Here is a 25,133-nt window from a genome sequence, read left to right as displayed (position 1 = left end):
TATATACCGTTTGGTGATTTACAAGCAGAAAAGGGAATAAGGCATTAATCCCCTCTCCCCTTTGGGGAGAGGGTGAGGGTGAGGGGTGTTAAAGCGCCAGCAGGCGCTCAACGGACGGTGCGAAGTAGTAGCCGCCGGTCACCGGTTTGGTGAAGCGCAGCATGGCGTCGCGCTTGCCGTCGGTATCGCCGAACATGCTCAGCAGCTGCTGCTCAATGTTGTAGAGGCGCGCGCAGTAGGCGCAGAAGTAGAGGCCGTGCGTGCCGCTTGCCGTACCGTACGGCAGGCTCTGGCGGACAATCTTCAGCCCTTTGCCGTCTTCCTTAAGGTCTACGCGGGTCAGGTGAGAGGTGACAGGACGGTCGTCGCCGTCAATCTCTTCATTGGCCTCTTTAGTGCGGCCAATCATCATCTCCTGATCGTGCACGCTCATGCGGTTAAGCTGCTTGAGGTTGTGCTCCCAGCGCTGAACGAATACGTAGCTGCCGCCCGCGTCCACGCCGTCTTTGATGACCGCTACGTCGCGGCGGATCTCTTCACCCGCCGGGTTTTCAGTCCCGTCGACGAAGCCGCTCAGATCGCGCTCTTCTACCCAGCGGAAACCGTGGACTTCTTCCTGCACGTCGATGCTGTCGCCAAAGGCTTCCATCGCCGCCTGCGCAACCGAGAAGTTCACGTCGTGACGCAGGGAGAGAATATGGATCAGCACGTCGTACTGGGTGGCTGGCGCAAGGCCCTTGCCGTAGGGAATGAAGTCCTTCAGCTCTTCCGCCCCTTCACCGCCGCTCAGCTGGCGCCAGACGTTGTTGCCAAAGGCAACCACCGCGCCCAGGTGGGCATCAGGGAATTTGGCCTGGAAGGTGGCCAGTTTATCCACGAAAACCTTGCTGGCCGCACGCAGGGCATCCACATCCCCTTTCACATTGGCTTCAATCCAAATCGCCGCGCGGCAATGTTCTGGCAAAATGCCACTCTGAACCTGAGACATCGCTCCTCCTGAAATAAAGATGCCACGACAGCGTGGCATTGATGGCGGCTATTATACCCGGATTTCAGCGAGGCGGTTTGTTCAGGCGCAAATTACTGCTTCCAGATAATTTGGCTCACTTTCCAGCTTTTCAGCGTGTCGTCGGAAGGCATTAACCCTTCCGGGCCGCTCCACTCTCCGGTGAACAGATAGGTGATGTGCTGGCTGCCCTCAGCCTTACATTCCACTGCCACCTTGTCGTCAGACGGCGCGCTGGTGCAGTTGCCGAAAGCCTGTTTATAAAGATCGCCAAACGGCGTTCCCACTTTCACCCCGCCCGACGTCGGAATGTCTTCATCCATCACCGCAATGCGGTTTACCGTACCTTTATCACCGTTAATCACCAGCGCCAGCCTGTCGCCCTTAAGCGCTTCGAAGTAACGCACGATGTTGCCATTTTCCGTTTTCATGCCGCTACGCAGGCGGTAGTCGCTGCTCAGGGCATCCTGAATGGCGTCCTGATCGAGCGCGGTTGACGCGGTAATTTTTCCTACGCCCTGCTCGGTCACTTCGGTGGAAGAACCGAACCAGTTCCACGGATACGCTGCAGACCAGTTAATGGAGGAGAGCGTCGAACAGCCGGTTAACGCCAGCGGAAGAGCGCATAAAAGTAAACGCAGCGATTTCATTGAAACGTCCTTTCTTGTTAATTCAACGCTTGTTGGAGTACAGCATCGGCAAAAAGTGCCGCTTAATCTTTCTCTTGCGCAAAACAGGCGCGCAGACGCGGGTTGGTGAGCAGCCACAGCAGCGCCACAATATCCGCAACCACCAGCGCAATGCCTATACCTGAGAGGGGCTCACCGTACAGCCAGAGCACCGGCTGCCAGCACAGCAGCGCAAGTTGAGCGACGATTAGCAGCCAGCGAAGCGCGGCCCACAGGCGTGGAATGAGGTGGCGTCTACCGCTGCAGAGAAATGCCAGAACCGCCGGCACGCCGGGCAGTAGCCCCAGCCAGAACGCGTCGTGGTCAGGGTAGAAAAGGCTCAGCAGCGTGTCGCCCTGCCCGCGCGACGCCCCGGCCATCACGAAGAGCACCCAGGTTCGCGCCTGCAACAGCAGAACGCACCAGAACATAAAAGGCAGGCGCAGACGGCCGTTGCCATCGTAGTCGCCAGGGTAAAACTCAATACTCTTCATCTTCGATCAAACGCTTACCCAGCGTCAGCACGTCAGAATGCTCGTAGCCCAGGCGTTCATACATGCCCAGCACCACGTCGTTATCTTCCCGCACCATGATCTGAATTTTCGGGCAGCCGCGGGCAATGAGTTTCTTTTCCAGACGATTAAGCAGCGCGTTGGCAATGCCACGGGCACGGTATTCGGGGTGAACGCCCAGGTAGTAGGCCGAGCCGCGGTGGCCGTCATAGCCGCCCATCACCGTACCGACCACCTCACCGTTCACTTCCGCGACCAGAAACAGACTCACGTCGTGATTCAGCTTACGCTCGATGTCCATCTCCGGATCGTTCCACGGACGCAGCAGATCGCAGCGCTCCCAAAGGGTGATCACCTCTTCGAAATCTTCCTGGCGAAAAACGCGTATCTCCATGGTATTAACCGCCTTTTCAGGTTTAAAAACAGTGATTATGGCCCGAACACCGCCGTTAGCCAATATGCGGAGAAAATCTCACCAAAATTTGGCATAATGTCACTTTGTCACGTATTGAAATGAAAAGTAAAACAATTATCAATAAGGACTGTCGTAACGGTATTCACGATACGATATAACACCAGGATCGCAATTTTTACTATTCAGGCCGCATGAGCACATTCAAACCATTAAAAGCACTCACATCGCGTCGTCAGGTTCTCAAAGCGGGGCTGGCGGCCTTAACGTTAACAGGCATCGCAAAGCAGGCTCAGGCAAAAGACGAGAGCACGCTTAAAACCAGTAATGGACACAGTAAACCGAAAGCCAAAAAATCAGGCGCAAAGCGCATGGTGATGCTCGATCCGGGCCACGGTGGTATTGATACCGGCGCTATCGGCAAAAACGGTTCGAAAGAAAAACACGTCGTGCTGGCGATTGCAAAAAACGTGCGCGCAATTTTACGCAGCAACGGCATTGACGCCCGCCTGACGCGCTCTGGCGACACCTTCATTCCGCTGTACGACCGCGTGGAGATTGCCCACAAGCACGGCGCCGATCTGTTTATGTCGATCCACGCCGACGGCTTTACGAACCCTTCTGCGGCGGGCGCGTCGGTGTTTGCGCTTTCAAACCGCGGCGCCAGTAGCGCCATGGCAAAATACCTCTCCGACCGTGAAAACCGCGCGGATGAGGTTGCCGGAAAGAAAGCCACCGACAAAGACCATCTGCTGCAGCAGGTACTGTTTGACCTCGTGCAGACGGACACCATCAAGAACAGCCTGACGCTCGGCTCGCACATTCTGAAAAAGATTAAGCCGGTGCACCGTCTGCACAGCAAAGGCACGGAACAGGCGGCGTTTGTGGTACTGAAATCGCCTTCCATTCCGTCCGTGCTGGTGGAAACGTCCTTTATTACCAACCCGGAAGAAGAGCGGCTGCTCGGCACCACCGCGTTTCGCCAGAAGATCGCCAACGCGATTGCCTCCGGCATTATCAGCTACTTCAACTGGTTCGATAACCAGAAAGCGCACTCCAGGAAACGTTGATGAAACCTAATGCACAGCTGGTTAAAGCCTTCCTGCTGCAGCTGCAGGACGAGATTTGCCAGAAACTGACCGCCGCAGACGGCGGTGAATTCCAGGAAGATAGCTGGCAGCGGGAAGCGGGCGGAGGCGGCCGCAGCCGCGTGCTGCGCAATGGCGGCATCTTTGAACAGGCGGGCGTCAACTTCTCCCACGTTCACGGAGATGCGATGCCAGCGTCTGCCACCGCGCACCGCCCTGAGCTGGCGGGCCGCAGCTTCGAAGCAATGGGCGTCTCGCTGGTGGTGCATCCTCATAATCCGTTTGTGCCGACCAGCCACGCCAACGTGCGCTTTTTCATTGCGGAAAAGCCGGGCGCCGATCCGGTCTGGTGGTTTGGCGGCGGTTTCGACCTTACCCCTTTCTACGGCTTTGACGAGGATGCGGTCCACTGGCACAGCACCGCCCGCGACCTTTGCCTGCCGTTCGGAGAAGACGTCTACCCGAAATACAAAAAGTGGTGCGACGACTACTTCTACCTGAAGCACCGGGACGAGCAGCGCGGCATCGGCGGGCTGTTCTTTGACGATCTCAACACGCCAGATTTTGACACCGCGTTCGGCTTTATGCAGGCGGTAGGCAAAGGTTTCACCGACGCGTATCTGCCCATCGTTGAGCGACGCAAAAACACCGGTTACGGCGTGCGCGAGCGTGAGTTCCAGCTTTACCGCCGCGGTCGCTACGTGGAGTTCAACCTGGTGTGGGATCGCGGGACGCTGTTCGGCCTGCAGACCGGCGGGCGCACGGAGTCGATTTTAATGTCGATGCCGCCGCTGGTGCGCTGGGAGTACAGTTTTGAGCCAAAAGAAGGCAGCCCGGAGGCTGCCTTGAGGGAGTTTATTGAGGTTCGGGACTGGGTGTAACCCTTACCCCTCACCCCGGCCCTCTCCCAAAGGGAGAGGGAGTACAAATCCCCTCTCCCCTCAGGGGAGAGGGTTAGGGTGAGGGGTAGGGTTAATTACAGAGGCTGCGTCTGCGCCTCAACCACCGCCAGCGCCACCATGTTCACGATACGGCGCACCGAGGCAATCGGCGTTAGCACATGCACCGGTTTTGATACCCCCATCAGCACCGGCCCAACGGTTACCCCTTCAGAGCTGGAGACGCGCAGCAGGTTATAGCTGATACGCGCCGCCTCCACGTTTGGCATAATCAGCACGTTCGCCGAGCCTTTCAGCGGGCTGTCCGGCATGCGTTCGTTACGAATGCTCTCCACCAGCGCGGCGTCGCCGTGCATCTCACCGTCAATCATTAGCTCCGGCGCGCGCTCGCGCACCAGCTCCAGCGTCTGGCGCATTTTGCAGGCCGCCGCGGATTTCGATGAACCAAAGTTAGAGTGCGACAGCAGCGCCACCTTCGGCTCGATGCCGAAGCGACGCACGGTTTCCGCCGCCATGACGGTGATCTCCGCCAGCTCATCCGGCGTAGGATCGTCGTTGACGTAGGTATCGGCAATAAAGGTGTTGCCGCTCGGCAGCAGCAGTGCGTTCATCGCCCCGGCGGTATGGACGCCGTCGCGATAGCCGAAGATCTCCTGCACCACGCTGAAGTGCTCGTGGTAATCGCCGATAGTGCCGCAGATCAGCGCATCCGCCTCGCCGCGATGAACCATGATCGCGCCGATCACCGTGGTATTGCTGATGACCGCTTTCTGCGCCTGCTCCTGGGTGATCCCGCGACGCTTCATGATCGCGTAGTACTCGTTCCAGTACTCTTTGAAGCGCGGATCGGATTCGTTGTTGACGATCTCAAAGTCGACGCCCGGCTTGATCTGCAGCCCCAGCTTCTGAATGCGCATCTCGATGACGCTCGGACGGCCAATCAGGATCGGCTTCGCCAGGCCTAAGGTGATCAGCTCCTGCGTGGCGTGCAGCACGCGCACCTCTTCCCCTTCTGCCAGCACCACGCGTTTTGCGTCGGCGCGCGCCTGAGAGAAGATCGGCTTCATGAACAGATTAGTTTTGTAGACAAACTCGGTGAGCTTATCCACGTAGGCATCGAAGTCCTGAATCGGACGCGTCGCCACGCCGGAGTCCATCGCCGCTTTGGCCACGGCTGGCGCAATTTTGACGATCAGGCGCGGGTCGAACGGTTTCGGAATGATGTAGTCCGGTCCGAAGCTCAGATCCTGATCGCCGTACGCGGACGCCACCACTTCGCTCTGCTCGGCGTGGGCCAGCTCGGCAATCGCGTGAACGGCAGCGAGCTTCATCTCTTCGTTGATTGCCGTTGCGCCGACGTCCAGCGCGCCGCGGAAGATGAACGGGAAGCAGAGCACGTTGTTAACCTGGTTCGGGTAGTCCGAACGTCCGGTACAGATAATGGCGTCTTCACGCACCGCTTTCGCCAGCGGCGGCAGAATTTCCGGCTCCGGGTTGGCCAGCGCCAGAATCAGTGGCGCGCGCGCCATCTTCTGCACCATCTCCTGGGTCAGCACTTTCGGGCCTGAACAGCCGAGGAAGATATCCGCGCCGTCGATCACGTCGTCCAGCGTGCGTTTACCGTCGTCATCTACCGCATACGCCGCCTTGGTTTCCGCCATGTTCGGCTCGCGGTCTTTATAGATAACCCCTTTGGAGTCGCAGACCACAATGTTGTGCTTCTGCATGCCCAGCGCCACCAGCAGGTTCATACAGGCAATCGCCGCTGCCCCCGCGCCGGACACCACCATGCGCACGTCGGAGAGGTTCTTCTCCACCACGCGCAGGCCGTTAAGAATGGCGGCGGTGCTGATGATCGCCGTGCCGTGCTGGTCATCATGGAACACGGGAATGTTCATACGCTCGCGCAGCTTCTGCTCGATGTAGAAACATTCCGGCGCTTTAATGTCTTCCAGGTTAATACCGCCGAAGGTCGGCTCCAGCGCGGCCACCACGTTGATGAATTTGTCAGGATCCAGCTCGTCCACTTCAATATCAAACACGTCGATACCGGCGAATTTCTTGAACAGAACCCCCTTCCCTTCCATCACCGGCTTACCGGCCAGCGCGCCAATATTGCCCAGCCCCAGCACCGCCGTGCCGTTAGAGATAACCGCCACGAGGTTGCCGCGCGCGGTGTATTTATAGGCGGCGAGCGGGTCTTTTTCGATCTCAAGACACGGAGCTGCCACGCCCGGCGAGTAGGCCAGCGCCAGATCGCGCTGGGTCGCCAGGGGTTTGGTTGGGGAGACCTGAATTTTGCCTGGGACAGGGAACTCGTGAAAATCGAGGGCACTTTGTTTTAACTGATCATCCATCTTGTTATTCCTTTCACGTTTCGGTCAAAAAGGGTGATGTTGACGTTCCTATGCACACCCCGGAGTGCCGCATAGTATCGCCGCAGGCGGCCGTCTAAACTTTGAAGGTTGCCAAACTCTCACCATTGCAGAGCAAAAATTGTTATCAATTTATAACAACCATGTTACCCGTCTCAGAAAGCAATGCCTCCCCCGTCTGCTATGCTTTTTTGTTAAGTCCATCATGATTTTCGCAGAAGTGTGAACTAACGCACTCGACTAACTCTTTTATTTCCAAGGAGTAATTATTTATGAACCAGCTAGACGGCATCAAACAATTCACCACCGTGGTCGCCGACAGCGGCGATATCGAGTCCATTCGGCACTATCAGCCCGAGGATGCGACCACTAACCCGTCGCTGCTGCTGAAAGCGGCCGGGCTAGATCATTTCAGCCACCTGATCGATGACGCCATTGCCTATGGCAAACAGCGCGGCAGGACTCAGGAGCAGCAGGTTGCCGAGGCCAGCGACAAACTGGCGGTAAATATCGGTGCGGAAATTCTGAAAAGCATCCCGGGGCGGGTCTCAACCGAAGTCGATGCCCGCCTGTCATTCGATCGGGAAAAGAGCATTAACAAGGCTCGCCGCCTGGTCGAACTTTACCAGGAGCAGGGGATCGACAAATCCCGTATTTTGATCAAGCTGGCGTCCACCTGGGAAGGCATACGCGCCGCCGAGGTGCTGGAAAAAGAGGGGATCCACTGCAACCTGACGCTGCTGTTCTCGTTTGCCCAGGCGCGCGCCTGCGCCGAAGCGGGCGTGTTCCTCGTATCGCCTTTCGTCGGGCGCATCTACGACTGGTATCAGGCGAAGCAGCCGATGGACCCGTACGTGGTGGACGAAGACCCGGGCGTGAAATCGGTTCGTAATATCTACGACTACTATAAGCAGCATCGCTACGAAACCATCGTGATGGGGGCGAGCTTCCGCCGCACCGAGCAGATCCTGGCGCTCGCGGGCTGCGACCGCCTGACCATCTCCCCTGACCTGCTGAAAAAGCTGCAGGACAGCGACGAAACGGTGGTCCGCAAGCTGGTGCCCACCTCAACCGTATTGCCAAAACCCAAAGCCATGACGGAAGCGGAGTTCCGCTGGGAGCATAATCAGGACGCAATGGCCGTCGACAAGCTCGCGGACGGCATCCGCCAGTTCGCCGTCGATCAGCGCAAACTTGAAGACCTTCTTGCCGCCAAACTTTAACCTTGCCATGGAGTGAACTATGTCCCGTAAAGAGCTCGCCAATGCCATTCGCGCCCTCAGCATGGATGCCGTGCAAAAAGCCAATTCCGGCCACCCTGGCGCCCCCATGGGCATGGCAGACATTGCCGAAGTGCTGTGGAACGACTTCCTGAAGCATAACCCGACCGATCCCACCTGGTATGACCGAGACCGCTTCATTCTCTCTAACGGCCACGCCTCAATGCTGCTCTACAGCCTGCTGCATCTTTCAGGCTACGATCTGCCGCTTGAAGAGCTGAAAAACTTCCGCCAGCTGCACTCTAAAACGCCGGGTCACCCGGAGCTTGGCTATACGCCGGGCGTGGAAACTACCACCGGCCCGCTGGGCCAGGGTCTGGCGAATGCCGTCGGGCTGGCGATTGCCGAACGCACGCTGGCCGCGCAGTTCAACCAGCCGGAACACGAAATTGTTGACCACTACACCTATGTATTTATGGGTGACGGCTGTCTGATGGAAGGGATCTCTCACGAGGTCTGCTCGCTGGCGGGCACGCTGGGGCTGGGCAAGCTGATCGGCTTCTACGATCACAACGGCATTTCCATCGACGGCGAAACCGAAGGCTGGTTTACCGACGACACGGCGAAACGCTTCGAGGCCTACCACTGGCACGTGGTGCATGAAATTGACGGGCACGATCCTGAGGCGGTGAAAAAAGCGATACAGGAAGCGCAGAGCGTGAAGGATAAACCCTCCCTGATTATCTGCCGTACCACCATCGGCTTCGGCTCGCCGAACAAAGCGGGTAAAGAAGAGGCGCACGGCGCGGCGCTGGGCGAAGAGGAAGTGGCGCTGACCCGGCAGAAGCTGGGCTGGAAGCACCCGCCGTTCGAGATCCCGAAAGAGATCTATAAAGCCTGGGACGCCCGCGAAACGGGTGAAAAAGCGCAGCAGTCATGGAACGAGAAGTTTTCCGCCTACAAAAAAGCGCACCCGGACCTGGCCGCCGAGTTTACCCGCCGCATGAGCGGCGGACTGCCGGAAGACTGGGAGGATAAAACCCAGGCGCTGATTGAAAACCTGCAGTCCAACCCGGCGAAAATCGCTACCCGCAAGGCGTCGCAAAATACCCTGAACGCGATTGGCCCTATCCTGCCCGAGCTGCTGGGCGGCTCGGCGGATCTGGCCCCGAGCAACCTGACCATCTGGTCCGGCTCGAAATCGCTTAAAGAGGATATCGCCGGGAACTACATCCACTACGGCGTACGCGAGTTCGGTATGACCGCGATTGCCAACGGTATCGCCCACCACGGCGGCTTTGTACCGTACACCGCCACCTTCCTGATGTTTGTCGAGTACGCCCGTAACGCGGCGCGCATGGCGGCGCTGATGAAGGCGCGGCAGATTATGGTCTACACCCACGACTCCATCGGGCTGGGCGAAGATGGACCTACGCACCAGGCGGTTGAACAGCTGGCAAGCCTGCGCCTGACGCCAAACTTCAGCACCTGGCGCCCGTGCGATCAGGTAGAAGCGGCGGTCGGCTGGAAGCTGGCGGTGGAACGGCATACCGGCCCAACTGCGCTGATCCTGTCGCGTCAGAATCTGGCGCAGATTGAGCGCACGCCGGAGCAGGTTAAAAATATCGCCCGCGGCGGGTATATCCTGAAGGACAGCGGCGGCAAGCCGGACGTTATCCTGATTGCGACCGGTTCCGAAATTGAGATCACCGTAAAGGCGGCAGAGAAGCTGACTGCCGAAGGACACGCCGTGCGCGTGGTTTCCCTGCCCTCAACGGACATCTTCGACGCGCAGGACGAGGCGTATCGGGAATCGGTTCTGCCTTCTAACGTCGCGGCGCGCGTGGCGGTGGAAGCGGGTATTGCCGACTACTGGTACAAATATGTCGGGCTGAAAGGGGCGATTGTCGGCATGCGCGGTTACGGTGAATCGGCTCCTGCCGACAAGCTGTTCCCGTACTTCGGCTTCACCGTTGAGAACGTGGTGGAGAAGGCGCTGAGCGTGATCTAGTCCGGCCAGCGTGCCCGGTGGCGCTACGCTTACCGGGCCTACATGGTCCGAAACGTAGGCCGGGTAAGGCGTAGCCGCCACCCGGCAAAACTACCGCGTGATCCACAGCGTGGGCCAGGCATCTGGCCCATTCCAGCCATCGCAGCTTGGCTCTTCTGCGTAACGCACCAGACGGAAGCGCTGGCCGTCAAAACGCCAGCGCGTCTGGATGCCGCAGTCGCCAATCCCGCGCCCTAATGCAAGGGTGGTCAGCTCCCGCGCTTTCTCGTCGAATTTGGCGTTCATCAGCTCCATGTCGCTGCTTTCACTGGATGGGGTAAACGGCAGGCGCAGCCTGACGCTGCGGGCAGCAAACGCTTTTTTGCGCGACACTATCCATGCCAGATCAACGGTGTTATACGCGCCCGCTTCACAGCTGACGATCAGCAGCGCCTTGTCGTCGGTTAACGCGGTGACGCGCACTTCGCGCCGGCTCGGGTCCAGCGAGCACTGGCTGTTGTTCATGCGCCAGGTGCCGTAATCCAGCAGGTCATTCAGCTCATCGTGCGTCAGCGGCGTCGGCGTCGGATTGACCACCGCCACCTCTTTCAGTGGGGGAGCTGGCGGCACGCTCAGCGGCGGGCTGTCCCCCTTCTTAATCCAGGCGGTTTCACTTCCGACGCGTTTTTGCTGAGCATCGATAAACAACAGGGCAGCCTTCAGGCCGTCCAGCGAGATAATCTGTTTTCCATCGCGCAGGGTCAGCGCGTTACCTTCCTGGATGTTTTTCAAAAACGCGGTGATGGTAGCGGCATCGTCGGTCTTCAGGTGCCAGGGGGTTAACTGCCAGCGGTGTGGCTCCAGTTTTATCGGCACGTTGTCCAGCAGCAGCCGGGGGGCGATGTCCGGCTCTTTCACCGGAGGGGCGTCCAGCCCTCCCAGCTCGATGCGCAGCGTGGCATCCGTTTTCGCCCCGGCGCTGCGGCTCAGGCTCATGACCAGGCCAAGGTGTTCCCCGGTATTGCGCGCAACGCAAAAATTCTGGTTATTGCAGGTAACCTGCCAGTCAGAGAATGACTGCTGGGCGGGTGCTGCCCACGCCAGCGGCGCGGGTAACGCACAAAACAGGAGGAGAATAAAAACGCACTGGCGCATGAATGGCACAATCCCGGAAGCGAAAACGTCAAACTGGGCAGTATCTTCGTGTTACAACCGGGCTTGCTCAATCGGATTTATCGGATAGATTTATCCGAAATATAAACTACTGCCGTTCGAAGGCGGTATTCATCAGGCCGGTTGTTTGTAAGTACTGCAGCAATATCACTGCTTTACCGTCCCTGATCTCCCCACTTTTCACCATCGCAAGCGCCTGAGTGAATGGGATTTCCAGCACGTCGATATCTTCATCCTCAACCCCGCCGCCCCGGTGAGTTCGCTGCGCCTCGTTGTACTCCGCAATGAAGAAGTGAACGAGTTCCGTCACGCCGCCCGGCGACATATACAGCTCGAACACTTTTTTAACTTCACCCACTTCAAAGCCCGTCTCTTCCACGGCCTCTTTGCGGATACAGACTTCGGGCTCATCGTCGTCGAGCAGCCCCGCACAGGTTTCGATCAGCCGTCCGTCAGGGTTGCCGTTTACCCACGTTGCGACGCGGAACTGGCGAATCAGCACCACGCTTTGCTTTTCGCGGCTATACAGCAGAATGGTTGCCCCGTTGCCCCGGTCATAGACCTCGCGCCTGTGGCGGATCACTTCCCCGTTTCTTCGCGTTAAATCATAGGTAATGTTACGCAGGACAAAGTAATTTTCGGAGAGAATTTTGTCTTTGATCACGTCAATTTTCAGGGTCATACGGGCTCCACGGCAAAATGAGTCTGCTTATACTACGCCGTGAAACCCGCTTTGTCGCCCGCCGACGCTAGTGTGGTTTTGCCGGTTTAACGCCAAGCCAGTCAATAATACCCTGCGCGGCGTGGCGCCCTTCTGCCATGGCGGTCACCACCAGATCGGCCCCGCGCACCGCGTCCCCCCCGGCGAAGATTTGCGGGTTGGAGGTCTGGTAACGATAGCGCCCCTCCACGGAGGCGATAATGCGCCCCCAGTCATCTGTTCTCACTCCCTGAGCCTCCAGCCACGGCATCGCATGGGGGTTAAAACCAAACGCCATAATGACCGCATCGGCGGGCATCACAAACTCGCTGCCGGCGACAGGAACAGGACGACGACGCCCCTGCGCGTCCGGTTCGCCCAGTTCGGTACGCAGCATTCGGATACCGTTGACCTGCCCGTTGGCATCTAGCGTCAGCTCGACCGGCTGGACGTTGAATTCAAACTCAGCGCCCTCGTCCTTCGCGTTCTTCACCTCTTTCTTCGAGCCGGGCATATTGGCCTCATCCCGTCGATAGGCGCAGGTCACCTTCGCGGCACCGTGTCGCAAAGCGGTTCGCACGCAGTCCATTGCCGTATCGCCTCCGCCGAGCACCACCACGTTCAGCCCCCGGGTGTCAATAAACGGCTCGGCCTCCGTCGGCTCAAGCCCCATGACGTTCCGCGTGTTCGCCACCATGAACGGCAGCGCGTCATAGACGCCGGGCGCATCTTCATGCGGAATGCCGGCCTTCATGGAGCGGTAGGTGCCCACGCCGATAAAGAGCGCGTCATGTTCACTTTGCAGCTGCGCCATCGTGACGTCCTTACCCACCTCACAGTTCAGCCTGAAGCGGATCCCCATGGCGGTAAAAATCTCTCTGCGCCGCGCGAGCAGTGATTTATCAAGCTTGAACGCCGGAATGCCAAACGTCAGCAAGCCGCCGATTTCCGGATGGCGGTCATAGACCGTGACGCTCACCCCACTGCGCACCAGCACGTCCGCGCAGGCCAGCCCTGCCGGTCCTGCGCCAATAATCGCCACCTGCTTATTCACCGGAGAAACGCCGCTCAAATCCGGCCTCCAGCCCATCGCCAGCGCCTGGTCAGAGATATAGCGCTCAATGTTGCCAATGGTCACCGAGCCGAGCTCATCGCGCAGCGTGCAGGCGCCTTCACATAAACGATCCTGCGGGCAGACGCGGCCGGTAATTTCCGGTAAACAGTTGGTTTGATGAGAAAGTTCGACCGCACCGGCGATATCGCCCTCCTTGATGCGCGCGATCCACTGGGGAATGTGGTTATGCAGCGGGCAGGTCCACTCGCAGATGCTGTGCTCGCCGCATGTGAGACAGCGGGACGCCTCGCGTTGGGCCTGTTCCGCGCGAAACGGCAGGTAAATCTCATTGAAATGGCAGGCGCGTTCTTGCGCAGCGAGTTTGTCCGGCTCGCCGCGCGCTGGCGTACTATGCATCTGCTGCAGCCTGGTTTGCGGGTGTTCCTGCTGCACCGCGTCGCTGTGCCAGGGCTGCGCTTCCAGCCGTGCGGTGCGGCGTCGGCGGGCTTTTGAAAGAGAGTCTAGCGCGGCGGGCGTGGCAAGCGTGAGCACCCCGGCCGGGCAGTTTTCGATGCAGGCCGGGCCCTGTGGGCGCCCCAGGCAGAGGTCGCACTTGTGCGCCGAGGCCTTCGCGCTGCCGTCATCCAGCGGCGTAACGACAATCTCCATGGTGCCGAACGGACAGGCCACCACGCAGGCTTTGCAACCAATGCATTTTTGCTGATTCACCTGTACGCTGTCGCTGTGCCTGCTGATGGCACCATTCGGGCAGCTTCGCGCGCAGGGCGCATCCTCACAGTGATGGCAGGTGACGGGGCTATTTTTTCTGCCTGATTTGAGGACCGTAATGCGGGGGGTAAACTGGTGCTCGCTCAGGACATGCTGTTCGCCGTTGTGCGCCATTACACACGCGACCTCGCAGGCACGACATCCAATACACTGCTGGCTGTTGGCCATAATAAAACGATTCATAACGACACCTGTTTTTGGTTCAATAACCTTATTCTTTCTATAAGTACTGTATTTACCCACGGTGGCGTTGTCAGGCAATGTTCAAATGCCCAGAAAGCCAAACTATCTCCAGTGAACCTGTGGCAGATCAATTTTATTCAGGAAGCTGTTTTGTGACCGTTAAACGACCCGTTTCCACAAGCCTGGCTCGGGCTTTCTTTTCCATCATCGTGCTGTCCGCGTTGACCAGCACCCTTGCGCTATTGACGCTTGCCAGCAGCCAGCGCGACGCCGAGGCGATCAACATCGCGGGCTCGCTGCGCATGCAGAGCTACCGTCTTGGCTATGAAATGGAGCGCGCCAGCCCGTCGCTCGCCGAGCACCGCGAGACATGGCAGCAGACGCTGAGCGCGCCCGCCCTGCAGAAACTGAGCCGCTGGTATGTGCCGGATGACGTCAAAGCGCGCTATCAGCAGCTTCATCTTGCCTGGCAGGAGATGGACAGGCGCGTCGCCAGCGGCGACATCCTGTGGTACCAGAACCACATTGAGGATTTTGTTGGCCGCATTGACGCATTCGTTCTGGCCCTTCAGCACTATACCGAGCGTAAAATTCAGCGGGTTATTTTGATGTCGCTGGCGGGCGGGCTCGGTATTCTTCTGCTGGCTGCCATGACGCTGCGGCGGATCCGACGCCAGGTGGTTTTGCCCCTCAACAACCTGGTGGCGGCCAGCGAGCGTATTGAACAGGGCCAGTTTTCGACGCCAGCCCCTGACACTTTGCTGCCGAACGAGCTGGGCCAGCTCTCCCGCGCGTTTAACCATATGTCAGCGGAGCTGCATACGCTTTATCGCTCGCTGGAACAATCCGTAGCGGAAAAGACGCAGCATCTGAATGAAGCCCATCAGCAGCTCGAAATGCTCTTCACCTGTTCTCAGGCGCTGAATACCGGGCAGATAGACAGCCACTGCTTCAGGCATATTTTGCAGATTGTGCATGAGTATACGCAGATGAATTATCTGGAGCTGCGCACCAGTGACGACTGGCAGCTCTGCGAAGGGGTTGAATCGCCCGGCGCAACGCTGCACAGTTTACCGGTGCTGATGCAGGATACGCTCTACGGCGAGCTGCGCTGGCAAAGCGAAACCGGCAGCGTATCGCTTCCCCTGATGAAAAGCGTGGCGACGATGCTGGGGCGCGGGCTCTACTTCAACCAGGGGCAGAAACACTATCAACAGCTGCTGCTGATGGAGGAGCGCGCCACCATTGCCCGCGAGCTGCATGATTCTCTGGCGCAGGTCTTATCGTACCTGCGCATTCAGCTCACGCTGCTAAAACATGCGGTGCCGCAAGAGAATGGCCCGGCGCAAACCATCATCGCGGACTTTTCCCGCGAGTTAAACAATGCCTGGCATCAGCTGCGCGAGCTGCTCACCACCTTCCGCCTGACGCTCAATCACGCCAACCTTCCTGCCGCGCTGCAGGAGTCGCTCGACGGATTGCAAAACCAGACGAAGGCGAAACTGATCCTCGACTGTCGGCTTTCGTCGCTCGCGCTGGACGCGCAAAAGCAGGTCCACCTGCTGCAGATTGTGCGTGAAGCGGTGCTGAATGCTATTAAGCATGCCGAGGCGAGCGAGATTACCGTCAGCTGCATCACCTCGGCGGACGGCACGCACACCGTCAACATCCGCGATAACGGCATTGGCATTGGCGACGCGAGCGAGCCGCCGGGACATTACGGGCTGAATATTATGCGCGAGCGCGCGGGAAGGCTCGGCGGAACGCTGCAGTTTTCACAGCCTCAGAACGGCGGGACGCAGGTCAGCGTCACGTTCCGCACGCCTGCAGGGCTGACGGGGAACTGACAATAAAGGAGAAAGCGCATGATAATTTACATTATCTCCTTTATTTCTCCACGTTTGCCCCCCGCCTAACCGCTAAAGTTAGGCGGCTAATCAACAACAACGACGTGCTGCAAAACGAGGTCACATTTTCATGGCGAATTTTTTCATCGATCGCCCCATTTTTGCCTGGGTGCTTGCCATCCTGTTATGCCTGACGGGCGTCCTGGCAATTACATCACTTCCCGTTGAGCAATACCCCGATCTCGCACCGCCGAACGTGCGCGTCACGGCAAACTATCCCGGCGCATCAGCCCAGACGCTGGAGAATACCGTTACCCAGGTGATTGAGCAGAACATGACGGGGCTCGATAACCTGATGTATATGTCCTCGCAGAGCAGCGCTACGGGGCAGGCCACGGTCACCCTGAGCTTCACCGCGGGTACGGATCCGGACGAAGCGGTGCAGCAGGTGCAAAACCAGCTGCAGTCTGCCCTGCGTAAGCTGCCGCAGGCCGTGCAGAACCAGGGCGTCACGGTGCGTAAAACCGGTGATACCAATATTCTGACCATCGCGTTCGTCTCCACCGATGGCTCAATGGATAAACAGGATATTGCCGACTACGTGGCGAGTAATATCCAGGATCCGCTCAGCCGTATTAACGGCGTGGGGGATATCGATGCCTACGGCTCTCAGTACTCCATGCGCATCTGGCTGGATCCCGACAAGCTGAACAGCGTGCAGATGACGGCCAAAGACGTCACCGACGCTATCGAATCGCAGAATGCCCAGATTGCGGTAGGCCAGCTGGGCGGTACGCCGTCCGTGGATAACCAGGCGCTGAATGCCACGATTAACTCGCAGTCGCTCCTCCAGACGCCCGAGCAGTTCCGCGATATCACGCTGCGCGTCAATCAGGACGGCTCTGAAGTGCGCCTGGGCGATGTCGCCACCGTGGAAATGGGTGCAGAAAAATATGACTACCTGAGCCGTTTTAACGGTAATCAGGCTTCTGGCTTAGGGGTCAAACTGGCCTCCGGCGCGAACGAAATGGCTACCGCGCAGCTGGTGATCGACCGCCTCGACGAGCTGTCGCACTTTTTCCCGCACGGGCTTGAGTACAAAGTCGCCTACGAAACCACCTCCTTCGTGAAAGCCTCGATAGAAGACGTGGTGAAAACCCTGCTTGAAGCGATCGCGCTGGTGTTCCTGGTGATGTATCTGTTCCTGCAGAACTTCCGCGCCACGCTTATCCCCACCATTGCCGTACCGGTGGTCCTCCTCGGCACCTTCGCGGTGCTGTACACCTTTGGCTACAGCATCAATACCCTGACCATGTTTGCGATGGTGCTGGCAATAGGTCTGCTGGTGGACGATGCCATCGTGGTGGTGGAAAACGTCGAACGTATCATGAGCGAGGAAGGGCTATCGCCGCGTGAGGCAACGCGAAAATCGATGGGGCAAATTCAGGGCGCCCTGGTCGGTATCGCAATGGTACTCTCGGCGGTATTTATTCCGATGGCCTTCTTTGGCGGCACAACCGGCGCGATCTATCGCCAGTTCTCCATCACCATCGTCTCTGCGATGGTGCTCTCGGTGCTGGTGGCAATGATCCTGACTCCGGCCCTCTGCGCGACCCTCCTCAAGCCGCTGCATAAGGGCGAACACCACGGCCAGAAAGGCTTCTTCGGCTGGTTTAACCGCATGTTTAACCGCAATGCGGCGCGCTATGAAGCGGGCGTAGGGAAAATCCTGCACCGCAGCGCGCGCTGGATGGTGGTCTACGTTCTGCTCCTCGGCGGCATGGTCTTCCTGTTCCTGCGTCTGCCAACCTCCTTCCTGCCGCTTGAAGACCGCGGCATGTTTATCACCTCCGTTCAGCTGCCGAGCGGCTCGACGCAGCAGCAGACGCTAAAGGTGGTGCAGAAGATTGAAAACTACTTCCAGACCAAAGAGAAAGATAACGTTGTCTCGGTCTTTTCCACCGTCGGCTCCGGCCCGGGCGGTAACGGGCAGAACGTGGCGCGTATGTTCGTGCGCCTGAAAGACTGGGACCAGCGCGACAGCGAGACGGGCTCCTCGTTTGCCATTATCGAACGCGCGACCAAAGCCTTCAGCCATATTAAAGAAGCGCGCGTATTTGCCAGCAGCCCACCGGCCATCAGCGGCCTCGGCAGCTCGGCAGGGTTTGATATGGAGCTGCAGGATCACGCAGGCGCCGGGCACGATGCGCTTATGGCGGCGCGCGATAAGCTGCTCGACCTGGCGGGAAAAGATCCGCAGTTGACCCGCGTGCGCCACAACGGCCTGGACGACAGCCCGCAGCTGCAGGTGGATATCGATCAGCGTAAGGCGCAGGCGCTCGGCGTCTCTATCGATGATATCAACGACACGCTGCAAACCGCGTGGGGCTCCAGCTATGTGAACGACTTTATGGATCGCGGCCGCGTGAAGAAAGTCTACGTTCAGTCTGCCGCCAAATACCGCATGCTCCCGGACGACATTAACCGCTGGTACGTACGCAATAACGCGGGCGGCATGGTGCCGTTCTCCGCCTTTGCCACCTCGCGCTGGGAAACCGGCTCGCCGCGCCTGGAGCGCTATAACGGCTATTCCGCGCTGGAAATTGTGGGTGAAGCCGCGCCGGGCGTCAGTACCGGTACGGCGATGGATATCATGGAACAGCTGGTGCAGCAGCTGCCGACCGGGTTTGGCCTGGAGTGGACGGCGATGTCCTACCAGGAGCGCCTCTCCGGTGCGCAGGCCCCTGCCCTGTATGCCCTCTCATTGCTGGTGGTCTTCCTTTGCCTCGCCGCGCTGTATGAGAGCTGGTCCGTGCCGTTCTCGGTGATGCTGGTGGTGCCGCTGGGCGTGATCGGCGCGCTGCTGGCAACCTGGATGCGGGGGCTGGAAAACGATGTCTACTTCCAGGTGGGGTTACTCACCGTCATCGGCCTGTCGGCGAAAAACGCCATTCTGATCGTCGAGTTTGCCAATGAGATGAATGCGAAAGGCCACGACCTGATGGAGGCGACGCTGTACGCCTGCCGTCAGCGCTTGCGCCCGATCCTGATGACCTCTCTGGCGTTTGTCTTTGGCGTTTTGCCGATGGCAACCAGCTCTGGCGCAGGCTCAAGCAGCCAGCATGCGGTCGGTACGGGGGTGATGGGCGGCATGATTTCAGCCACGATTCTGGCTATCTATTTCGTGCCGCTGTTCTTTGTGCTGGTGCGTCGCCGCTTCCCGCTGAAGGAGCGCCCGGAATAACGGCGTGAAATAAAAAAGGCGGCACTGAGGGCCGCCTTTTTATTGTGTGATTAATTCACACTATGGTTATTTTACTTATTTTAGTGCTTTTGCATTCTTACTGAATGTCATTTACGAAGCATACCTTCGATAAAATCTTTCCAGTTCCCCAGTTCACGTTCAATCATAACTACCTCTCTTATTATTATGCGCATTCTACGAAAACGTATCATCATTGTGAAGCCGAACTGACCAATTGCTGTGATTGTACCCCGCTGCCGTCAGGGATTTATGATAAATATGAACGCGACAGGTTAAATTTTGTGTGACGGATAGCAATAATTTGAAATAACCCTACGAGCAGCTGAAATTTAATTTACCCCCTGAGTTCATTAGAATTTTAAACCCGGTGGACATCTATGCTTAAATGATGAAAGAATATTCAGCGTACAGATGTGCGTTGAATTAAGGAGAATCGTAAATCAAGAGAATTCCTGAATGTGTTATATTGCACTTAAGGATATTTCTTCGAATTAATTGAACATTATCTCTTCATAAGAACAAAAGGATTCACCATGGTTGTGATGTACGGCATTAAAAATTGCGACACCATCAAAAAAGCCCGCCGCTGGCTGGAGGCAAACAGCGTGGAGTATCGCTTCCACGATTACCGTGCCGACGGGCTTGATGCAGAATTTCTGCATACCGCGATCGGTGAGCTTGGCTGGCAAGCGCTGCTGAATACCCGCGGCACCACCTGGCGCAAGCTGGATGAATCTCTGCGCGCCAGCATCACTGACGCCGACAGCGCGGCAAAACTGATGCTTGAAATGCCGGCAATCATCAAACGCCCATTGCTCTGCAGGCCAGGGCAGCCTATGCTGCTGGGTTTCAGTGAAACCCTTTATTCAGACTTTTTCGTTGAGGTGTAGTCTATGTCATGCCCGGTCATTGAGCTGACTCAGCAGCTTATTCGCCGTCCTTCCCTTAGCCCGGACGACGCAGGTTGTCAGGCATTAATGATTGAGCGCCTGCGTGCCATCGGTTTTACCGTTGAGCACATGGACTTTGGCGATACGCAGAACTTCTGGGCATGGCGCGGTCAGGGAGAGACGCTGGCGTTTGCCGGACATACCGATGTGGTTCCCGCCGGCGATGCGGACCGCTGGATAAACCCACCGTTTGAACCGACCATCCGCGACGGCATGCTGTTCGGCCGCGGTGCGGCAGACATGAAAGGCTCGCTGGCGGCAATGGTTGTGGCCGCTGAGCGCTTCGTTGCTCAGCATCCGAATCATAAAAATCGCCTCGCGTTTTTAATCACCTCCGATGAAGAAGCCAGCGCGCACAACGGTACCGTAAAAGTCGTTGAAGCGCTGATGGCGCGCAACGAACGCCTGGACTACTGCCTGGTTGGCGAGCCCTCCAGCACCGAAGTAGTGGGTGATGTGGTGAAGAACGGCCGTCGCGGGTCGATGACCTGCAATCTGACCATTCACGGCGTTCAGGGGCACGTAGCCTACCCACACCTGGCCGACAACCCGGTGCACCGCGCGGCGCCCATGCTGAACGAACTGGTGGGCATTGAGTGGGATAAAGGCAATGCGTTCTTCCCGCCAACCAGCATGCAGATTGCGAACCTGAAGGCGGGCACCGGCAGCAACAACGTCATTCCCGGCGATTTTTTCGTCCAGTTCAACTTCCGCTTCAGCACCGAACTGACCGACGAGATGATCAAAGCCCGCGTTCTGGCGCTGCTGGAAAAGTACGAGCTGCGCTATACCGTGGAGTGGTGGGTTTCCGGCCAGCCGTTCCTGACGCAGCGTGGCAAGCTGGTGGATGCAGTCGTTAACGCCATCGCGCACTATAATGAAATTAAGCCACAGCTGCTGACGACGGGCGGCACCTCTGACGGACGCTTTATCGCCCGCATGGGTGCGCAGGTTGTCGAACTGGGTCCGGTAAACGCGACGATCCACAAAATCAATGAGTGTGTGAACGCGGCTGATTTACAACTGCTGGCCCGCATGTATCAACGTATTATGGAGCAGCTCGTCGCCTGACGACTGCTTAAAGAGGATTAGCGAATGGATTGGCTTTCAAAGTACTGGTGGATTCTGGTGCTGGTGTTTCTGGTCGGCGTGCTGCTCAACGTGATAAAAGATCTTAAGCGCGTTGACCACAAAAAGTTCCTCGCCAACAAACCGGATCTTCCACCGCATCGTGATTTTAACGACAAGTGGGACGATGAGGACGACTGGCCGAAAAAGGACCAGAAGAAGTAATCGATCTGTTTCCCCTCTCCCTGGGAGAGGGGAAACCTCACATAAACTCTACAATATCATCATCGTTCGGCTTACCGCCGCTCAGCGCTTCATCGAAGTAGTGCTTCGGCACGGTATAACGCAAATGGTCGAGCGCAAACTGCATGCTGCGGTCGTCAATGGCGTGCCCCAGATCGTCAACGATATCCAGCGTTACGTCCCCACCAGCGCGGATAAGCGATTCCTGCGCGGCTACCGCATGCGAAAGCTCGATCACCCGGTCTTCGCCGCCGTGAATCAGATGAATTGTGGTCTGCGTCGTCGCGCTATCCGGCAGCGTCGCAAAACGGCCGTTAAAGGCAATAACGCGGGATACCAGACCAGGCTGCGCCTTCACGCTTTCCAGCGACATGATTGACCCCTGCGAGAAGCCAATTAATGCGGTCGCATCAGCGCCCACGCCGCTCTGCTGCTGCCAGTAGCGCACGGTGTCGATAAAGGCCGGCATGATGGTATCAATGCGTTCCTGACGGTTTTCTTCCGTCACGCCCTGCACGGAGAACCATTGACGGCCGTCAGGGCCACACGGCTCAACGCCACCGATGCTGACGATTAGCGCATCGGGGAATATTGGCGCAAACCAGCTGCCAATCTGCCCCATATTGACGGCATTATCGCCCACGCCATGAAACAGCAGCAGTAACTGTTTAGCCGGAGCTTCAGGGCTTTGAACAACAAAATGGTCATGTTTCATGGCGGTCTCCTTAATTGATGTGCAGGATTTTACGCCTCTGCGGGGTAATGACCATGCCACTTTACTGAAGAAGTCATTGAAAAATTTGCCATTGCAAAATGGTGTCTTTCAACTGCCGGGCGCGCGCGCGGTCAAGGCTTTCAAGGGCCCGTGCTGCGTCATTACGAAGCTTTTGCAGCTGCGCTTTTCGTCCCGCGCTGTCCGCTTCCCCTGCCATTTTTCCGCGCAGCGCGGGGAGCGGCATGTCTACGTTCATTAGCAGGCGCGTTAATGCGGCAGCGGAGGTCGAAAATGCCCGGTGCGCAAAGGCAAAGCCCGCCAGCTCCAGCCAGTCGTCATCATTAAGGGTAGCGTCCCAGCGATCGACAACAGGGATCTTTTCACCGTTCCAGGCCGATAGCACCCGCGCATCCCGACACAGCCGCTGGTGCGCCTGTTCACATAGCCGATGGCCCGCCTCACTCTGCGGCAGCAGCGCCATCGCGGTGTAGCAGCCGCTGCTCGCCTCGCGATGGCTGCCCATCCGCACCAGCACGAAGCCGCACCGCCGCCAGAAATGCCACAGCTCGTCAGTATAGCCGAAGCTCACCGAAAGGTAATCCTCGCCACGCGCATCGCGGATCAGCGCCTGCCCGATACCTTCCCGCTGGCGATGCGGATGCACCGCAATGCGGCTGACCCGACGCCCTTTCAGCGTTGCCGCCAGTGGCGATCCGCCGTGTGCCGCCAGCGACTGCGCCACCAGGTTGCCGCGTGGTCGCCTGAAGCCCGCCCAGACGGCCTGGCTGAGCGCGGAGCTTAATCCGCCCTCGTCCACCAGCCAGAGCGCCCCTGCGATATCCGGGCCTGCCAGCGCAACGGAGAAGTGCTGACCGGGCGCGTCCATCATGCGACGCAGATCGAGTGGCGACGTACGGTAGTGCGCGGCGCACAACAGCTCATATACGCTCGCCACGCGTGTCGGATCGCTTTCCCATGCCGGCGGCTCAAGAGACGTTAAATGCACGTCCCCTTCGGGCTTATTATCGATAAGCGTATCGTCGAAAAGAAGGGCATTTGCCACTACCCGCTCAAGCGGACACCCGGCAGCCCAGCGAATGGGGGTTGATAAGGTAAACCGCTGCAGTTCCGAAAACCGGGCGCAGAATTTCAGCAGAAATCCACGGCCCGTTCCTTCGTAGCCCTGAACGGTGGTCGTCAACAGCACGCGTGGAAAACGCTGTACCAGCTTCTCCAGAAGCGGCCCCGGGATGGCCGCCGCCTCATCGACAATGAGCCAGCCAGCCTGCTGCGTTGATGCCAGCAGCGCGTCCGGGGCCATAAACCGGAAATGCTCCCCGGCAAAACGGGCGATGACCTCCGTTGCCCCTTTCGCAGGCGCGGTGACGATGGCGTCTCCTCCCGTCGCGCGGATCAACATGCCGGCCAGGGCGGACTTTCCGCGCCCGCGCGGTGCCGTCACGGCGGCCACGCCGTGCTTCATCGAAAGCAGAGCATTCAGAACGGCGGCCTGCTCGCGCTGCGGTATACCGCTGGCCGGCTGCCAGTCAGGCGCGTCCAGCAACGGCGGGAGGGCGAGAGGAACGGATTGCTGCCAGACGATCGCATCAGGATCGGCGGCAAGCGTCCGGCAAAAATGGTGAACAAAGTGCGGGGTGGCGATCGGTTCTGGAGCATCGCTCCAGCGCAGGGAATCGCGGTCGGGCTTTTCCGCCCAATCAGCGAGGGGAGGAACCCGCAGCACCAGCAGGCTCCCGGCGCGCAGCGTTCCGCTTAACGCGGCAAAAGCCGCAACGTCAAAACCATTCTGCGCATCAAAAATAGCGTGCAGAAACTCGCGCCCCAGCAGGCCGCTGATGGCCTTCGAGGGGTTATCCTCCAGCCACAGCCAGTCGCCGGGCAGTGCGTCTCGCAGAGCCGAGGCCTGCGCAGCGGTCCACTGCGCATCGCCGCTGAGCACCACCAGCCTACGCTGCCCTTTGCGCGTAAGCTGGTCGGTCAGATTAACAAACGATACCATTACATGGCTTTGCCGAAGGTATTACACTGCGCCGGATCGCCGCTGTCGAAGCCTCGCTTGAACCAGCTGTAGCGCTGTTCAGAGGTACCGTGCGTGAAGCTGTCCGGCACCACGCGGCCCTGGCTCTGCTGCTGAAGACGATCGTCACCGATAGCCTGCGCGGCGTTTAGCGCCTCTTCCAGGTCACCCGTTTCGAGCACGCCCTGCTGCTGCATACTGTGTCCCCAGACGCCAGCGAAGCAGTCAGCCTGCAGCTCCATCCGCACGGACAAACGGTTTATCTCCGCCTGAGACGCATTCTGCTGCAGCTGACGCACCTTAGGCTCAATGCCCAGCAGCTTTTGCACGTGGTGACCCACTTCATGCGCGATCACATAGCCCTGGGCAAAATCGCCGTCGGCGCCCAGCTTGCTTTTCATGTCGTCATAGAAGGAGAGATCGATATAAACGGTGCTGTCCGCAGGGCAATAGAATGGCCCCATAACCGATTGCCCGGTGCCGCAGCCGGTGCGCGTGGCGCCACGGTACATCACCAGTTTCGGCTGCTGATAGGTACGCCCCATTTTCTCGAACTGCTGACTCCAGGTGTCTTCAGTCGTTGCGAGGATCACGGAGGTAAACTTAGCGGCTTCATCGTCATTCGGGCTGATGGAGCGCTGAGACTGCTGCTCTTGTTGCAGAGGTTCCCCGGTCATTAAACCGGTAAGATCGACGCCGTAGTAGCCCGCAACCAGCACCACGATCAGCAGAATAATACCGCCCTTTCCGCTGGGTAACCGGAAGCCGGGGCCGCCCATTGAAGGACCGCCACCGCCACTGCTGCGCCTGTCTTCTACATTGTCACTTTCACGACGCCCTTGCCAGCGCATAACCACCTCGAACTATTCCATTAATAATAGCTATGATCGTAGGCGGTTAACGGCAAGATTACCATAGGAAACAACGGGCAGACGCCA

The 25,133-nt window shown here is 58.3% G+C and carries 21 protein-coding genes; 9 read left to right on the top strand and 12 right to left on the bottom strand.

The window, feature by feature from the left end:
• Positions 1-88: 88 nt before the first annotated feature.
• The 4 genes from D5067_RS06585 to D5067_RS06570 form a co-directional block, all read right to left on the bottom strand.
• Positions 89-988, bottom strand: coding sequence for a Dyp-type peroxidase (locus D5067_RS06585; RefSeq protein ID WP_119937387.1), 900 nt, complete (start codon positions 986-988; stop codon positions 89-91).
• Positions 989-1,080: 92 nt separating this feature from the next.
• Positions 1,081-1,656 carry an RpoE-regulated lipoprotein gene (locus tag D5067_RS06580; RefSeq protein WP_119937388.1) on the bottom strand — a complete coding sequence of 192 codons (576 nt, stop codon included), beginning with the start codon at positions 1,654-1,656 and terminating at the stop codon, positions 1,081-1,083.
• Positions 1,657-1,718: 62 nt separating this feature from the next.
• Positions 1,719-2,168, bottom strand: a complete 450-nt coding sequence (locus D5067_RS06575) for a DUF2919 domain-containing protein (protein ID WP_119937389.1) — start codon at positions 2,166-2,168, stop codon at positions 1,719-1,721.
• Positions 2,155-2,580 (bottom strand): GNAT family acetyltransferase, encoded by a 426-nt coding sequence (locus tag D5067_RS06570; protein ID WP_119937390.1) that lies wholly within the window; start codon positions 2,578-2,580, stop codon positions 2,155-2,157. The genes D5067_RS06575 and D5067_RS06570 overlap by 14 nt, the downstream gene beginning before the upstream one ends.
• A gap of 212 nt (positions 2,581-2,792) precedes the next feature.
• Here D5067_RS06570 and amiA point away from each other — a divergent pair, with 212 nt between their 5' ends.
• Positions 2,793-3,668, top strand: coding sequence for an N-acetylmuramoyl-L-alanine amidase AmiA (gene amiA, locus D5067_RS06565; protein ID WP_119937391.1), 876 nt, complete (start codon positions 2,793-2,795; stop codon positions 3,666-3,668).
• A complete protein-coding gene (gene hemF / locus D5067_RS06560; protein ID WP_119937392.1) occupies positions 3,668-4,567 on the top strand; it encodes an oxygen-dependent coproporphyrinogen oxidase in 900 nt (299 codons plus the stop codon). Before amiA ends, hemF begins: the two co-directional genes overlap by 1 nt.
• A gap of 95 nt (positions 4,568-4,662) precedes the next feature.
• Here the strand turns inward: hemF and maeB are convergent, their stop codons facing one another.
• Complete coding sequence (gene maeB, locus D5067_RS06555; protein ID WP_119937393.1) at positions 4,663-6,942, bottom strand: NADP-dependent oxaloacetate-decarboxylating malate dehydrogenase; 2,280 nt, start codon at positions 6,940-6,942, stop codon at positions 4,663-4,665.
• A 290-nt stretch (positions 6,943-7,232) separates the two neighbouring features.
• On the opposite strand from maeB, the gene tal reads away from it, so the two are divergent.
• A complete protein-coding gene (tal, locus tag D5067_RS06550) occupies positions 7,233-8,183 on the top strand; it encodes a transaldolase (protein ID WP_119937395.1) in 951 nt (316 codons plus the stop codon).
• Between the two features lie 19 nt (positions 8,184-8,202).
• Positions 8,203-10,191, top strand: a complete 1,989-nt coding sequence (gene tkt / locus D5067_RS06545; protein WP_119937396.1) for a transketolase — start codon at positions 8,203-8,205, stop codon at positions 10,189-10,191.
• A gap of 90 nt (positions 10,192-10,281) precedes the next feature.
• On the opposite strand, the gene D5067_RS06540 is transcribed toward tkt, so the two are convergent.
• From D5067_RS06540 to aegA, 3 genes are all read right to left on the bottom strand, one after another.
• Entirely contained in the window at positions 10,282-11,325 is a 1,044-nt protein-coding gene (locus D5067_RS06540) for a DUF1176 domain-containing protein (RefSeq protein WP_119937397.1), read from the bottom strand.
• Between the two features lie 106 nt (positions 11,326-11,431).
• Positions 11,432-12,025 carry a GDP-mannose pyrophosphatase NudK gene (gene nudK / locus D5067_RS06535; RefSeq protein ID WP_119937398.1) on the bottom strand — a complete coding sequence of 198 codons (594 nt, stop codon included), beginning with the start codon at positions 12,023-12,025 and terminating at the stop codon, positions 11,432-11,434.
• A gap of 67 nt (positions 12,026-12,092) precedes the next feature.
• Entirely contained in the window at positions 12,093-14,069 is a 1,977-nt protein-coding gene (gene aegA / locus D5067_RS06530) for a formate-dependent uric acid utilization protein AegA (protein WP_119937399.1), read from the bottom strand.
• 152 nt (positions 14,070-14,221) lie between these two features.
• Here aegA and narQ point away from each other — a divergent pair, with 152 nt between their 5' ends.
• Positions 14,222-15,916 carry a nitrate/nitrite two-component system sensor histidine kinase NarQ gene (gene narQ / locus D5067_RS06525; RefSeq protein ID WP_119937400.1) on the top strand — a complete coding sequence of 565 codons (1,695 nt, stop codon included), beginning with the start codon at positions 14,222-14,224 and terminating at the stop codon, positions 15,914-15,916.
• Positions 15,917-16,046: 130 nt separating this feature from the next.
• Positions 16,047-19,160: a multidrug efflux RND transporter permease AcrD gene (gene acrD, locus D5067_RS06520; RefSeq protein ID WP_119937401.1), complete on the top strand. Its 3,114-nt coding sequence runs from the start codon at positions 16,047-16,049 to the stop codon at positions 19,158-19,160.
• Positions 19,161-19,267: 107 nt separating this feature from the next.
• Here acrD and ypfM read toward each other — a convergent pair whose 3' ends face one another.
• Positions 19,268-19,327, bottom strand: coding sequence for a protein YpfM (gene ypfM, locus D5067_RS06515; RefSeq protein WP_015572204.1), 60 nt, complete (start codon positions 19,325-19,327; stop codon positions 19,268-19,270).
• A 387-nt stretch (positions 19,328-19,714) separates the two neighbouring features.
• On the opposite strand from ypfM, the gene D5067_RS06510 reads away from it, so the two are divergent.
• From D5067_RS06510 to D5067_RS06500, 3 genes are read left to right on the top strand one after another with little or no spacing between them, the layout of a single operon-like run.
• Positions 19,715-20,071 (top strand): ArsC family reductase, encoded by a 357-nt coding sequence (locus tag D5067_RS06510; RefSeq protein ID WP_119937402.1) that lies wholly within the window; start codon positions 19,715-19,717, stop codon positions 20,069-20,071.
• 3 nt (positions 20,072-20,074) lie between these two features.
• On the top strand, positions 20,075-21,202 hold the full coding sequence (gene dapE, locus D5067_RS06505) for a succinyl-diaminopimelate desuccinylase (RefSeq protein ID WP_119937403.1): 1,128 nt from the start codon (positions 20,075-20,077) through the stop codon (positions 21,200-21,202).
• 24 nt (positions 21,203-21,226) lie between these two features.
• The gene (locus D5067_RS06500) at positions 21,227-21,424 is read left to right on the top strand and encodes a YpfN family protein (RefSeq protein ID WP_000383991.1); all 198 of its coding nucleotides are present in this window, start codon (positions 21,227-21,229) and stop codon (positions 21,422-21,424) included.
• A 37-nt stretch (positions 21,425-21,461) separates the two neighbouring features.
• On the opposite strand, the gene ypfH is transcribed toward D5067_RS06500, so the two are convergent.
• From ypfH to ypfJ, 3 genes are all read right to left on the bottom strand, one after another.
• The gene (ypfH, locus tag D5067_RS06495; protein ID WP_119937404.1) at positions 21,462-22,157 is read right to left on the bottom strand and encodes an esterase; all 696 of its coding nucleotides are present in this window, start codon (positions 22,155-22,157) and stop codon (positions 21,462-21,464) included.
• Positions 22,158-22,230: 73 nt separating this feature from the next.
• Positions 22,231-24,177, bottom strand: a complete 1,947-nt coding sequence (locus D5067_RS06490; RefSeq protein WP_119937405.1) for a tRNA(Met) cytidine acetyltransferase TmcA — start codon at positions 24,175-24,177, stop codon at positions 22,231-22,233.
• Positions 24,177-25,046 (bottom strand): KPN_02809 family neutral zinc metallopeptidase, encoded by an 870-nt coding sequence (ypfJ, locus tag D5067_RS06485; protein ID WP_119937406.1) that lies wholly within the window; start codon positions 25,044-25,046, stop codon positions 24,177-24,179. Before ypfJ ends, D5067_RS06490 begins: the two co-directional genes overlap by 1 nt.
• Positions 25,047-25,133: the final 87 nt, after the last annotated feature.

The organism is Enterobacter huaxiensis (assembly GCF_003594935.2).
GTDB classification, from domain to species: domain Bacteria; phylum Pseudomonadota; class Gammaproteobacteria; order Enterobacterales; family Enterobacteriaceae; genus Enterobacter; species Enterobacter huaxiensis.
This window is presented reverse-complemented; position numbering and strand designations above follow the sequence as displayed.

What these genes read in the sequence shown, in the direction of transcription:
- D5067_RS06585 (WP_119937387.1), bottom strand. Translation starts at nt 988, where the DNA reads ATGTCTCAGGTTCAGAGTGGCATTTTGCCAGAACATTGCCGCGCGGCG.
- D5067_RS06580 (WP_119937388.1), bottom strand. Translation starts at nt 1,656, where the DNA reads ATGAAATCGCTGCGTTTACTTTTATGCGCTCTTCCGCTGGCGTTAACC.
- D5067_RS06575 (WP_119937389.1), bottom strand. Translation starts at nt 2,168, where the DNA reads ATGAAGAGTATTGAGTTTTACCCTGGCGACTACGATGGCAACGGCCGT.
- D5067_RS06570 (WP_119937390.1), bottom strand. Translation starts at nt 2,580, where the DNA reads ATGGAGATACGCGTTTTTCGCCAGGAAGATTTCGAAGAGGTGATCACC.
- amiA (WP_119937391.1), top strand. Translation starts at nt 2,793, where the DNA reads ATGAGCACATTCAAACCATTAAAAGCACTCACATCGCGTCGTCAGGTT.
- hemF (WP_119937392.1), top strand. Translation starts at nt 3,668, where the DNA reads ATGAAACCTAATGCACAGCTGGTTAAAGCCTTCCTGCTGCAGCTGCAG.
- maeB (WP_119937393.1), bottom strand. Translation starts at nt 6,942, where the DNA reads ATGGATGATCAGTTAAAACAAAGTGCCCTCGATTTTCACGAGTTCCCT.
- tal (WP_119937395.1), top strand. Translation starts at nt 7,233, where the DNA reads ATGAACCAGCTAGACGGCATCAAACAATTCACCACCGTGGTCGCCGAC.
- tkt (WP_119937396.1), top strand. Translation starts at nt 8,203, where the DNA reads ATGTCCCGTAAAGAGCTCGCCAATGCCATTCGCGCCCTCAGCATGGAT.
- D5067_RS06540 (WP_119937397.1), bottom strand. Translation starts at nt 11,325, where the DNA reads ATGCGCCAGTGCGTTTTTATTCTCCTCCTGTTTTGTGCGTTACCCGCG.
- nudK (WP_119937398.1), bottom strand. Translation starts at nt 12,025, where the DNA reads ATGACCCTGAAAATTGACGTGATCAAAGACAAAATTCTCTCCGAAAAT.
- aegA (WP_119937399.1), bottom strand. Translation starts at nt 14,069, where the DNA reads ATGAATCGTTTTATTATGGCCAACAGCCAGCAGTGTATTGGATGTCGT.
- acrD (WP_119937401.1), top strand. Translation starts at nt 16,047, where the DNA reads ATGGCGAATTTTTTCATCGATCGCCCCATTTTTGCCTGGGTGCTTGCC.
- D5067_RS06510 (WP_119937402.1), top strand. Translation starts at nt 19,715, where the DNA reads ATGGTTGTGATGTACGGCATTAAAAATTGCGACACCATCAAAAAAGCC.
- dapE (WP_119937403.1), top strand. Translation starts at nt 20,075, where the DNA reads ATGTCATGCCCGGTCATTGAGCTGACTCAGCAGCTTATTCGCCGTCCT.
- D5067_RS06500 (WP_000383991.1), top strand. Translation starts at nt 21,227, where the DNA reads ATGGATTGGCTTTCAAAGTACTGGTGGATTCTGGTGCTGGTGTTTCTG.
- ypfH (WP_119937404.1), bottom strand. Translation starts at nt 22,157, where the DNA reads ATGAAACATGACCATTTTGTTGTTCAAAGCCCTGAAGCTCCGGCTAAA.
- D5067_RS06490 (WP_119937405.1), bottom strand. Translation starts at nt 24,177, where the DNA reads ATGGTATCGTTTGTTAATCTGACCGACCAGCTTACGCGCAAAGGGCAG.
- ypfJ (WP_119937406.1), bottom strand. Translation starts at nt 25,046, where the DNA reads ATGCGCTGGCAAGGGCGTCGTGAAAGTGACAATGTAGAAGACAGGCGC.